The organism is Maribrevibacterium harenarium (genome assembly GCF_006385675.1).
Taxonomy (GTDB): Bacteria; Pseudomonadota; Gammaproteobacteria; order Pseudomonadales; family Marinomonadaceae; genus Marinomonas; species Marinomonas harenarium.
The window spans coordinates 75,205-88,148 of the sequence record NZ_VFRR01000007.1; the positions used below are offsets into that span (position 1 = coordinate 75,205).

Here is a 12,944-nt window from a genome sequence, read left to right on the forward strand (position 1 = left end):
TTTGCAGTGCGCCACTATGTTAACGTCAGACATCAACATTCTGGTGGTCGATGACTCCATCGTCACCCGAGAAACGCTGGAAAGCTACTTTGCCGAGGAAGGCTACAGTGTATGCGGCGCGGAAACCGCCGAGCAAGCCGAGCAGAAACTTCAAGAACAGGAGTTCGATCTGGTGCTGCTGGATATTCGTTTACCGGGTAAAGATGGCTTAACTCTGACCCGTGAACTACGCACCCGCTCTGAAGTCGGCATCATCCTAGTGACTGGTAAGCAGGATGAGATTGATCGCATCATTGGCCTTGAATGTGGCGCCGACGAGTATGTGTGTAAACCCTTTAACCCCCGTGAAATCCTAGCCCGGGGTAAAAACCTCATTCGTCGCGTGCGTAAACAACGGGAACTTGCCAAACCGAGCGAGGAAAGCAGCTTGCGCGATGTTGGCACATGGCAGTTGGATACGTCCCGCCGGGTGTTAATCAAAGCCGACCGCTCCACTTCCCAGCTTACCGAAGGTGAGTTCCAACTCCTGTTGGCCCTATTGGAAAACGAGGGGAGCGCCCTTACCCGCGACCAGTTGATGGATCGCATTAAAAACCGCACTTGGAATGCCACCGACCGCACCATTGATGTGTTGATCGGGCGTATTCGCCGCAAATTGAGCGAAGACCCAAATTGCCCGTCTCTGATTATCACAGTTCACGGTGTGGGCTACCTATTTAGTCAAGGAAGCGAAGCGGTCTAATGAAACGCTGGCTGAGCCTCGTTGCCCTAGCCTGCTGGCTGCCTGTGGCCCAAGCCGTACCACTGGAACAACTCACCGTGCGTATTTGCGGTACACCGGCTTACCCTCCGGTGTCGTGGGTCGACCGGTCAGGGCGTGTCACTGGGCTCAATGCGCAAGTGATTAAGGCCCTGTTAGAGCCCCTAGGCGTTACAGTCGATGATCAGCAAAATAGCAATTGGCGGCGCTGTCTAAAAGAAGTGGAGCTGGGCAATGTGGATGTTATTTCCGGATTCAAAACAGAGCCGCGGCAACAATTTTTAAACTATTTATCCACCCCGATTATTAACGAGGACATCTATCTCTATTACCCGATAGATAAGCCGATCCATTTTCAATCTTGGCAGGATTTAGCCGGATTACGTGTCGGCATACTCATGGGGGATAGCTTTGGCGATGAAGCCGATGAAGCCTTGCGCCACTACCCCAACTTGGAATTTGTCTCGAAACAAGATCAGAATATTCTCAAATTAGTGGATGCTCGGTTAGATGCGGTGCCCATGGGCAAGCTATCTGGGCAGCTCGATATTCGCCGCCTCGGTGTGGAGGGCAAACTCGGCTACACCGCCACCGATGTGAGCGACTATTGGTATGTGGCGATTTCTAAGCACTCACCGCTAATGGAACATTTCGCCGAGTTAGATCAGCGCCTAGGTGGACTGCTGGCCGACCCAACCTATACGGCCAGACTCTTACAGCAACAGCAGCAACTTTATTTAGAAAGCCTTGGGCTAGCTCAGCAACAGGATGAACCATGATTTCATTATCCCCACGGCATTGGTTTACCAGCTTGATCCGTTACAAACAGTCCCGCCCGCTGGCCTATCGCATTTTTATTAAACTGCTGTCCCTAAGCTTGGTGTTGGCTTTTCTCTCTACCAGCATTCAGGTGTACAACGAATACCGTCGGGAACGTCTCGCTATGCAGCAGCAAACCGACTACATCACCTCTTCCCACATTGAAGGGATTCGTAAAGGCTTATGGGATCTAGATAGCGAGCAACTGCTGTTGCAACTCAAAGGCATCATGAACTTTTCCAACGTGAATGCGGTGACCTTGCATTCCCAAGATTGGCCTGAGGATATCGTCGTCGGTACACCGCCTTCCCGTTTGGATGAGGACTATGGCACCACCTTTGATATTTATTATATCGATCAAAACGGCAACACCACTGACCGCCTATTAGGGGAGCTAACGGTCTACCATGATATGGCGGCGATTCAGTCGAAGCTGTTGCGCTCTGCTTTCGAAATCGCCTTGTTTCAAAGCCTATTGGTATTGATTAACGGGCTGGTATTGCTGCTTATTGTGCACTTTATGATTACCCGCCATTTGGAATACATGGCTCGCTACACCCGCTCCATCGGTGCAGGGAATCTTACCCAAAAGCTGGTATTGCCCTTCAAGGGTAAGCGAAAAGAGGAAGATGAGATCGATGCGGTGGTCAACGCCATGAATGATATGCGCGCTGCTATCTTGGAAGACATCAAACAAAAAGACCAAATCGAAGCGGAACTGCGCTACCACCGGGATCAACTGCAAGAACAGGTGCGGCGGCGCACCCAACGCTTGCAAGATGCGAAGGAAAGCGCTGAGCAAGCCAACCATGCGAAAAGTCAGTTTTTAGCTACCATGAGCCACGAAATCAAAACCCCGTTGAATGGTATTCTCGGGATGGTGGAACTGCTCCAGCGTGAGCCTCTGGCGCAACATAACCTCAATAAACTGGCAGCGATTTACCAATCCGGCGAAGCCCTATTAGAAATTCTCAACGGCCTGCTGGATTATGCTCGCCTAGAGGAAGGGCGTTACAACCCCGAGATGACGTCATTCCACGTTGGGGAACTGGTCAACTCGACGGTATTGTTATTTTCCGCCCAAGCCCAAGAGCGCCACACCGAGCTCAAAGTAACCATTAGCCCAGATATCCCGCTCCAATGTACCGGTGGCGCTGGGGCGATCCGCCAAATCTTATCCAATTTGGTATCCAATGCGATCAAGTTCACCCAAAGTGGCACAGTGACCATCAATGTGCAGCCCTCCAATGAGAATGCGGAGCTCGCGGAAGGTCTGTTATTCGAGGTGGAGGATACCGGTATCGGTATTCCCGACGCTTACTTGCATCGTATCTTCGAGCGCTTCAGCCAAGCCGATGACAGCATTACCCGACGCTTTGGCGGCACCGGCTTAGGGCTTGCGATTACAGCCCAACTGGTACATGTGCTGGGGGGTGAAATCGGTGTGGAAAGCGAAGAAGGACATGGCAGCGTCTTTTGGTTTTTCGTCCCGATTCGCGCCCACAGTGATAGCCCAACTACCGTCCTACCCACACCGGCAGCGAATGTGGCTCTTGCCCCTATGTCGGTACTACTGGTGGAAGATACACCGATCAACCAAGCCGTCACTACCGAGCTATTGGAGCTAGATGGTCATAGAGTCACCCTCGCGCCAGACGGTCAGACAGCCCTTGATATCGCCACCCAACAGCCCTTTGATTTGATCTTGATGGATATCCATTTGCCCACGTTAAGTGGCTTGGAAGTGGCGCGACAATTACGCAACAGTACGTGCCCCAATACCACCACGCCTATTGTCGCCCTGACCGCCAATGTACAGCCGGATAATGTAAAACGCTGTCACGATGTTGGTATCCGTGTGGTGATCCCTAAACCGTTCAAACAGGATGTGCTCTATCAAGTCATGGCACAGCAACTGAGCGAAGCGCCAACGGTGAGCCCACAGTTTGAAAGCGCTAACGATGACCTCTTAAACGATAGCCTGCTACAGGCCCATATCACCGCCCTTGGGCCGCAACGACTACAACATTTATGGCAGCGTTTTACGGATGCCCTAGACGAGGGACTGCAAGACTTGGCCGATGCCTATCAACATGAAGATGGTTACGAGGTGGCGGATATTGCCCATCGACTCGCAGGGGATGCGGATGCCATAGGTGCACAGGGATTGGCAAACTTACTAAGGGAAATCGAACAACAGCCTAAGCAAGGGAACCAGCAAAGTGCTGAGGAACTGGCTCGCCTACAGGAGTGCTATGGGCAGACTAAACAACGTTGGGAATCGGCATATAACCCATCTTAGCAAGCAAAGCAGGTACCGCATTTGCCCCCGTGTTTTACTTGGTACATGGCTTTGTCGGCAGCCCGGATAATATCTTCCAAGTTATCACCATGCTCATGGTAAAACGCCACACCAATGCTGGCACTGACTTTGGCTAAGCTGCCTCGATCATCTAGCAGTACTGGTTCGCAAATACGGCTCAGGATATGCTCCCCCATTTGCTGTACTGCGGCCTTGTCGGCAAGCTCACTACACCAAATCAAAAACTCGTCACCCCCTAGGCGCACAACGCCACCGATCTCTTTGACGCTGTCATGCAGCCTAGCACCAATGGTCGTCAGTACCAGATTGCCGGCTTCGTGACCTTGCTGATCATTGACGGCTTTGAATCCATCTAAATCGATATATAACACGGCGAAAGGCTGTTCCCCTCGACTGGCTTGGCGCATCAGTTCCTTTTCTTTGTCCATTAGGTAATGCAACGACGGCACGCCAGTGACTGCATCATAATGGGCTAATTTACGCAGTTTATCTTGCGCCGCGCGGGCACTGTCTAGGGCTTCATGCAGCGGGGTGACATCGTATTCGGACATCAGCAAGAGGAAATCACCCGATAACGGGTGGCGGGTAATGCGCACATCTAGCGTATGTTTCCGCACCCCTTTGGCGGTATTCACACGGCAGGTCCACAGGCCTCCTTGCTGGGCATTTGCTTGGGCCAACACTTGACGGCCTTCTTCTTGGTCAACAAATCGGCTGACAAAAAAGTTGCTGTCGGCTGCTAAATCACCCCGGTGGATGTGCTTGTAGGTTTCGGTGGCGGCGGGGTTTTCCACAATCGGGTTGCCAGATCGGTCAAAGCTTGTCACCAGCATATTGGTATAGCGCATGGCTTCTACCATCAGCAGGTTTTCTGGCGTTTCCCCGAGGTTCACTTCCTCGTTGATGAAGGCAATGATGCCCCGATGTTTTTCCGGGCCAAGCAACACCGCCCGATGGCGCATGTAGAGGGTTTTCGGTTTACCATTCGGGTAAGTCGTCCAAGGGTCGATGGTTAAACCAGTCTGGGCGGCTAACTCAAAGGTTTGGGCGGTACGATCTTTTGCCCCTTGGGTATCACCGGATAAATCCTTGTTAATCAGCTCGTCCACATGATCGAGACCCCAGAACTTGACGGCGGCACTGTTGCCCCACCACCAACCGTGCTTATCGAGGTCAAAAAACCACACCACATCCGGTATAAGCTCATACAGTGCCACTTCTTCGTGGCTACGAATATGAATCAGGTGAGAATAATCCCCGCTGGACATGTGAACCCCCCCATCTCCAGCGACGACTGACGAACTGGAATCATAAAATTCAATTATAAAGAAGCAATGGCTTCACTCTACTAAACCTTAACCGATAGGCCAAGGTTTACCTTCAGTTACATTATGAACTTAATGGCATTTGTTTGAGTAAGGTCAGCATTATTTCCGGCATGAATTTGCGTGGTAAGCTGATGGCATAAAAGTGCTCAAAAGCTTGGGGCAGCTGCTGATAAACCGCGAGGCGACCACTCTCGATCTCGTCTTTTACTACCACCGGAGGCAGTACGGCCAAGTAACCGCTGTCCCGCGCCAATAATCGCATCATCGCCATATCATCCACTTCCGCTTTAATCGTGGCCCGATACTGATGACTAGCGCAGAAACTTTCAAAAACTGAACGTATGCCCATATTGCGTGCGGGCAAAATCCATTTCTGCTGTTCGTAGCCATGGGGAAAGGCATCTGGCAACTTTTCTTGGCTCGGACCTACGATGGCGATGGACTGACGCGCCAACAGCTGATTTTGCCAAAGAGTACCTTGAACATCGTTGGTGACCGGGTGGTTAGTGAGCGCCACATCCAAATCATGGTTATTGATGCCTTCCAGCAGATCCGTCAGCGGTCTGGCATAGAGGGAGAAGCTCACTTCCTCGTTGCGCAATAGGGGTTCCACAAAGGCTTCAATAAAGTTCCGCGAAAGGTGGGTTTCAACCCCGATTCGCACATGCTGATGGCGCTCTAGTGGGTCGCTGGCAAGAAAGCGTTGCAGCTCTTCGCCGGTCGAAAAAATCTCCTGAGCATACTGAAATACTTGGTTTCCCAAGTCACTGAGTACTAACTTACGGCCTTCGCGATCGAACAGGGGCTGGCCGATTTGCCCTTCCAGCTGCTTAATTTGGGCCGACAAGGCCGATTGGGATAGGTGCAACTTTTGCGCCGCTTGAGTTAAGTGGCCAATACTGGCGACCCGCCAAAAGTAGTACAGGTGATGGTAGTTAATCCGATTCGGCATGGCTTTTGATCCATAAAACAGAACGAATCATTAAAATATATGTATTTTTATTAACTTTCATCCCCTTTCATACTTATCCCATTGTGAATTATTCATTGGTAGGCAAGTATGACCTTCGCGTTTCTGTTACCCCTATTGTTTGTTGGAGCTGGTGTCGCCAGCTCACATCCCCGCTGGCGTTGGCAAGCCCAAGTCTTGGCTGCTCATGTCTCCCTAATCGGCTTGCTATTGGCCCCAATCGTCATCTTCACCACCTTTTGGCTAGCCGCGACGCCACTGACCTTACAAACGGGCCTCAGCGCTATTATGCAGCTGCTGGTGGTGGTGATGGCTTGGGTTCTGATTCGCTTTTCCCGTCACTACATGGGCACTGAAGAGCGGCAAGATCATTATTATCGCTGGTTGTTATTCACCCTAGGCGCCGTCTTAGTCACCGTATCGAGCTCCCATTTACTGATAATTTGGGGGGGCTGGGTCGGCATTAGCATGGGACTTCATGCGCTGCTGACCTTCTACCCAGAACGTTACCGAGCGGTGTTAGCTGCGCACAAAAAGTTCCTGCTGGCGCGCATGGCAGAGGTTTTGCTGTTGGTAGCATTCTGGTTATTGAGTGAGGTGTATCAAAGCTGGGACCTAGCTACCATTCTCGCCAGAGTGGACAGCCAACTAGTTTGGCAAGAACAGGCCGCCGCCCTATTGATCGCGCTGGTCGCACTGATGAAATGTGCCCAGTTACCGGTGCATGGTTGGCTGATGCAAGTGGTGGAAGCACCGACACCGGTGAGCGCCTTATTGCACGCGGGCATTATTAACCTTGGCGGTTATCTGGTACTGATCTTCTATCCATTACTGCAACACAGCACGCCAGCACTTTGGTTGTTGTTGATCGTCGCGGGTCTGACTACCGTGATCAGCGCCTTGATTATGACGACCCGAGTTAGCGTGAAAGTCCGTCTAGCTTGGTCAACCAGTGCTCAAATGGGGCTTATGTTAGTGGAATGTGCCCTTGGGTTATACGAGCTTGCCGTGTTGCACTTGCTCACCCACTCGCTCTACAAGGCCTACGCCTTCTTGCAATCATCCAGTGCCGTACAAGAACATTTACTGCTGCAGGCGGCGCCAGATGACACCCCTAAACCTTGGCATTGGCTAGTGGCAGGTGTACTCGGCACTATGCTCACCATCGCGGCGATCTTGCTTAGCGCCTATCAAGGGCCTATCGCACCTTGGTTATTACTCGCTTTTGCATTAAGCCTGTACTTGGCTCAGGCCTTAACCACGCCACAACCGGCCCATTGGTGGCAGCTCTTGGGTATGGGAATACTGATTGGTGTCGGTTACAGCCTCGGTAAACTCGCCTTTGGTGAGCTACTAGGCAGCGAAACCTTGCTCAGGCAAGCGGCACTAAGTGGCGCAGATGTTTGGGTGATCTCCTTGTTCGTTACTCTTTTTGTCTTGGCACTGGCACTACGCTATCGGGCTCACCGCCCCTGGGTACAACGCCTATCCATCGCCCTGTTCGCGGGTTTCTACCTAGATGAATGGTTTACCAAAATCACCCTACGTTTGTGGCCGGTTACCTTACCCGGAAGAACCCAAAGCCACACCCGAGCCCAAGCTTTTCAGTCGCCTTATAAGGGGGAAAAACTATGAGCGAGCCGACCTATTCACCACTTGGCAGCGAGTATCAGCAAGCTATAGACGCAGCGACCCGCCGTATTGCACCAAACTGGCCATTAGATCGTCTGATTGCGGTGAATCCCCTGTGGCAATATGTGGATATGCCCTTTGAACAGGCCACTGCGGAAGTTGCAGCACTCGGTGGAGCCAGCAGTTACTTGCCCCTCACGGAATATCAACGCTGGTATCAAGAGGGCAAAATCACCCCCGATAAGGTGCTACAAGCGGCCCAGGAGTATCACCTCCATTTGCCGCTCGCGAGTCTCGAAAGCCGTTTATTCAGTCCTAGAGCCATGCCCGCTCCATGGCGTAACTTAGCCGCTTGGGCCGATGTGGATCGCCCCCGGGATAGAATGCCCTGGCACGATGAAGTCACCCATCAGATCAGCCAGTTTTGCGCCGCCCATTATCAACATCAGCGGCCAATGCTAGGACGTGCTTACCGATCTCAAGCACCTAACCTTTACCAACATTGGTTGCAGGTCGCTCGCTCTGATAAAGGGCTGAGTATTATTTTAGATGAGCCAGGTTTAAGCGATCTGTTCTCATTGCTACCACAGCAGCAAGAAGCACTCTTTTCCTTGGTCATCGAAGCTTTGGAACTCACGCCGGAGCAACTGAGCTATTACGGTCAGTCCCTATTGTTGGACATTAACGGTTGGGCCTCTTACCTCTCTTATCTGCGCTTTGAAGCAACTAAGCAAGGACAACAACAGGATGATCTCGTTGCCCTATTGGCGATAAAACTGGCTTGGGAATGGGTGATTTGGCAGCATTACGCCCGTCATCATGGGGCAGAATTTGGCACCTTGAAGCAAGGTTTTTTCCAGCAAAAACAAGGCATTGCTTATCTACTGAGCCGCCACGATGATGATTTGCTACATGCACGTATCTGGGCGCGGGCGTTAGAGCTATCGGAGCAAGCTAGACTGCAGCAACAGTTAACCGGTGCGGAGCCTGCTCGCCAGCACCAAAGTGAGTTGCAGGCCATTTTTTGTATTGATGTGCGCTCGGAAGTCTATCGGCGCGCCCTAGAAAGCCAAAGTCCCCATATTGAAACCTATGGTTTTGCTGGCTTTTTTGGTTTGCCCATCGAATACGAGCAGGCTGGCACCCAGCTGCGTCGCCCACAGTTACCGGGGCTCCTCGCACCTGCTATTAAAGTCGTCGCTACCCAGTATGACAATTCCACCCTACGCCGTGATAATCAGCAAGCCAGCTTAAAACGTTGGGGCAATACCGCGACAGCCACATTTAGCATGGTGGAGTCCATGGGCTGGTGGTATGCCTTCAAGCTGTTCAAACAAAGCCTTGGCTTAACCGCCAACCAACCACCCGCTTTGGACGGCCCTTGGCAACTCAGTCAAGAAGGCAAAGTCTTGTCTAGTGCGGATCAAGCCCAGTTAGCTAAAGGCATCCTTGAAACCATGGGCATCACCAACTTTGCTCCCACGGTGCTCTTGGTCGGCCACGGCAGCCATAGCTGCAACAACCTGCAAAATGCCGCCCTTGAGTGCGGTGCCTGCGGGGGACAAACTGGGGAGGTAAACGTCAAGGTATTGGCTCAGTTACTGAATGACAGCGAAGTGCGCCAACATTTAGCGCAATTGGGGTGCTATATCCCGACTGGAACGCGTTTTGTGCCTGCTCTGCATCATACGATTACGGATGAAATTCGCTGCTTTCAAGCGCTCCAACATGAGACCATTGCACTGTGGCTAAAACAGGCAACGGACTTGGCCCAGCGCGAACGTTGCCAACGGGGCATTCCGGAATTGGCGGGATTACCGGCTGCCGAGCGCCGTCATGCCCTACAACAACGCGCCCAAGACTGGTCTCAAATACGGCCAGAGTGGGGCTTAGCCAATAACCAAGCGTTTGTCATCGCACCCCGGCGTATGAGCCGCAATATGAACTTCGATGGTCGAGCCTTTCTCCACGATTATCAGTGGGAGCAGGATACCGACTTCGCGATTTTAGAGCGGCTGATGACCGCACCCATGCTGGTTACCCATTGGATCAACGCCCAGTATTATTTTTCCACTACCGATAACCACAAGTTTGGTAGCGGCAATAAGGTACTGCACAATGCCGTCGGCGGGCATATTGGCTTGTTTGAAGGCAACGGTGGAGACTTGCGCATCGGCTTAGCACAACAGTCGCTCCATGATGGACGACAATGGATGCACACACCGGTGAGATTGTCGGTATACATACGCGCGCCAGAACACGCAATTGCGGATATCGTGGCGCGGCACCCCATTTTGCAACAGCTAGTACACCACCGCTGGCTCTATGTGTTTTGCTGGCAAGGGGCTTCTTTGTCACAACTGACCGAAGCGGGCTGGGAAACCCAGCAATCTTCTGAAAGTACCGCATCTGTGGCACAAGCCAGTTAGGTATAAGTCACCATTATCCTGTTAAAAACCGACCAAGTTATGCACAATAGGCGAGCGTTTCACGACTTTGTGCATAACTTCACTTTAAGGACAGCAACATGCAGGCACTCATCGACTACCTACGCAATAAACCCGAAGCCGAAGAAACCTATCCATTTGGCCCTGAGCCCCGGGTTTATAAAGTACAAAACAAAATGTTTGCCCTGCTTACCCGCCACGACGGCAAAGACCTACTCAATCTTAAATGCCCACCAGACCATGCCATTGAACTGCGCGATATTTTCCCTGCGGTGATCCCCGCTTGGCATATGAACAAAAAGCATTGGAATTCGGTGATATTGGACGGCAGCCTCCCAGCGGGTGAAATCGAACGCCTGATTGACCTGTCCTACGCTATTGTGGTGCAGGGCATGACCCAAAAAGTTCGTGCCGGACTGGAAGCTCGCCACGGCAGCACGGTGATTTACCAAGGTCTACTGCCAAACTAGCCTAAGCGAGAAAAGACGAAGCGTCGTTTTTAGTTCGTTTTTCCCTCTATTCGTCGTTTTATCTGCGCAAATAGACCCGCCATCACACCAGCTTATCTCTACAATGGGGTAAGGCATAATTATTGCTGCATTTTTGCACTGGCTATCACCCCTTCGCAAAGACGTTGCGGACGCTATTGGAGAGTATTTATGACGTTATCGGTAGTTCAACGCATCCTGCTTGGATTTGTATTGTTATTGGTGCTTATTTTCGTTGTCGCAGGCTCTGGTATTTGGGGCTTTAATAACGTCCAGCAGCGGATCGATGTGGTCACGGGGGATGCGGTACGCATTGCCGACCAGAGCAATGCCCTGGCGGACAATTTGGCCAAAGCCAGTAGCTCTATTTTGCAGTACTTGTTAGCAAAAAATGATGCCGCCCTTGATTCGGCGCTAGATAGTTTCAACAGCGACAAAGATGAATTTGCCCAGCAAGCCGAAGCCTTAGAGCAAAGTGTCGCCGACCAGCCGGATATTCTGGCGAGCATTGCCACTATCACCACCAGTGCAGAGGCGTTTTTTAGCCTAGCCGATCAAGCCGCTACCGATCATGCCCGTAATATCGAACTACTGCAAAGCTTACCGGAACGCAAATTAGATCTAAAAGACGCAGTGATGTTTGCCATCGAAGACCTGACCATGTTGGCGGAATTTGCTGATAGTGAGGAGCAAGCCTTTGCCGCAAAACTAGCGACCACGCAGATGGAAATTGTACAGCAGCTGATTGGTGACTATTTTGACTCCACTACCCTTGCAGCGTTGAGCAAAATTCAAGGGGAGCTCAACCGTGCACTACCACCGGTGCTGCAAGTCTTGAATAAACTGAATGATGAGGATATTGCCGCCTCCATCCGTTCCATCGAACAGAGTATTCGTAGCGATGACGGGGTGGTAACAGCGTTCTATGAATACAACCAACTGGTAATCGATTCCGAGCAAGTGGCGGTTTCCGTGTCCGAGCAGCTGGTGGCGATGCAAGCGCAACAGTACCAACTCTTGGAGCAAGTCACAGAATTGCGTGATGCCGCGAAAGCCAGCGCTCTTAATGCATCGGATAACGCCAAACGCATCTCGATGATTGTGGTCGCCATCTCTGTTGTGGTGGCGGCACTTGTGGCTTACACCGTAAGCAAAAGCATTCGTACACCGCTCGCGCAAATCCTATCGGTGCTATACAAAATCGCCGAAGGGGATTTTACCCAACGGGTGAAAGTCTCCAGCAAAGATGAGTTCGGGCGCTTGGCAGCCAGCGTTAACACCCTAGTGGAAAAGCTCGCGGCGGTTATTCGTGATATTAACGCGGCGTCTAACGATGTGGTGCAGTCTGCCCATGAAATGGAACAAAGCACTACCCGTACTCAAGCGGCAATGGCCGCGCAAAGCAGCAAAACCAATGATGCTGCCAATGCCATGAGCGCCATGACTAGCGCCGTACAGGAAGTGGCCCATCACGCAGAAGTCACCTTAGACAAGGTTCATCAAGTGGATCAACGCACCCAAGATAGCGTGAATCGGATGCAGGCAAACATTCAGCAAGTGGGTGAATTAGTGCAACAGCTGGAACAATCGGCTGCGGTGGTAAATAAGGTGAACGATCATTCCCAAAGCATTGGCTCTATCTTGCAAGTGATTGAAGAAATTGCCGAGCAAACCAACCTACTTGCCCTCAACGCCGCCATCGAAGCCGCCCGCGCCGGTGAACAAGGCCGTGGCTTTGCCGTTGTGGCAGACGAGGTTCGCACTCTGGCCAACCGTACCCAATCTTCGACCGAGGAGATCCAAGCGGTGATTCAAGCATTACAAGATGGTGTGCGTAGCACCGTCACAACCATGGAACAAAGCCGTGAACGCGCCCGCCGGAGTATGGATGAAGCCGAGCAAGTAGGCGCAACGCTAACCAGCTTGCATAGCTTGATGAATGAAATCCGTGCCCTAAGCCGTGATATCACCACCAGTGCCGAGCAACAAACCCATATGGCACACGAGATCAACAACAGTATCCATAACATCTCTACCAGCGCCCAAGGCACCATGGCCGAAGCCGAGCAAACCCAAGCCAACTGCGTCAAAATGAACCAAGTTGCCGAGCGTCAGCAACAGCTCGTGGCTCAGTTTCAGGTTTAGGTGATAGCCACCGTGTTAGAATACTTTGCAAT

At 51.8% G+C, this 12,944-nt stretch carries 9 protein-coding genes; 7 read left to right on the plus strand and 2 right to left on the minus strand.

The features are described from left to right. Positions 1–16 precede the first annotated feature (16 nt). The 3 genes from FJM67_RS05750 to FJM67_RS05760 are packed head-to-tail and all read left to right on the plus strand — an operon-like array spanning position 17 to position 3,881. Positions 17–742 carry a response regulator gene (locus tag FJM67_RS05750; protein ID WP_140587742.1) on the plus strand — a complete coding sequence of 242 codons (726 nt, stop codon included), beginning with the start codon at positions 17–19 and terminating at the stop codon, positions 740–742. Then, complete coding sequence (locus FJM67_RS05755; protein WP_140587744.1) at positions 742–1,539, plus strand: substrate-binding periplasmic protein; 798 nt, start codon at positions 742–744, stop codon at positions 1,537–1,539. Before FJM67_RS05750 ends, FJM67_RS05755 begins: the two co-directional genes overlap by 1 nt. Further along, entirely contained in the window at positions 1,536–3,881 is a 2,346-nt protein-coding gene (locus tag FJM67_RS05760; protein ID WP_140587746.1) for an ATP-binding protein, read from the plus strand. The genes FJM67_RS05755 and FJM67_RS05760 overlap by 4 nt, the downstream gene beginning before the upstream one ends. Here the strand turns inward: FJM67_RS05760 and FJM67_RS05765 are convergent. Next, the gene (locus tag FJM67_RS05765; RefSeq protein ID WP_140587748.1) at positions 3,878–5,170 is read right to left on the minus strand and encodes a GGDEF domain-containing protein; all 1,293 of its coding nucleotides are present in this window, start codon (positions 5,168–5,170) and stop codon (positions 3,878–3,880) included. The two genes, FJM67_RS05760 and FJM67_RS05765, sit on opposite strands and share 4 nt — an antisense overlap. A gap of 121 nt (positions 5,171–5,291) precedes the next feature. Next, a complete protein-coding gene (locus FJM67_RS05770; protein WP_140587750.1) occupies positions 5,292–6,182 on the minus strand; it encodes a LysR family transcriptional regulator in 891 nt (296 codons plus the stop codon). 108 nt (positions 6,183–6,290) lie between these two features. On the opposite strand from FJM67_RS05770, the gene FJM67_RS05775 reads away from it, so the two are divergent. The 4 genes from FJM67_RS05775 (at position 6,291) to FJM67_RS05790 (ending at position 12,912) form a co-directional block, all read left to right on the plus strand. Next, entirely contained in the window at positions 6,291–7,835 is a 1,545-nt protein-coding gene (locus FJM67_RS05775; protein WP_140587752.1) for an NADH-quinone oxidoreductase subunit L, read from the plus strand. Beyond that, entirely contained in the window at positions 7,832–10,261 is a 2,430-nt protein-coding gene (locus FJM67_RS05780) for a YbcC family protein (protein ID WP_140587754.1), read from the plus strand. Before FJM67_RS05775 ends, FJM67_RS05780 begins: the two co-directional genes overlap by 4 nt. Before the next feature lie 98 nt (positions 10,262–10,359). Then, positions 10,360–10,749, plus strand: coding sequence for an MmcQ/YjbR family DNA-binding protein (locus tag FJM67_RS05785; protein ID WP_140587756.1), 390 nt, complete (start codon positions 10,360–10,362; stop codon positions 10,747–10,749). A gap of 189 nt (positions 10,750–10,938) precedes the next feature. Continuing rightward, positions 10,939–12,912 carry a methyl-accepting chemotaxis protein gene (locus FJM67_RS05790; protein WP_140587758.1) on the plus strand — a complete coding sequence of 658 codons (1,974 nt, stop codon included), beginning with the start codon at positions 10,939–10,941 and terminating at the stop codon, positions 12,910–12,912. Positions 12,913–12,944 lie beyond the last annotated feature (32 nt).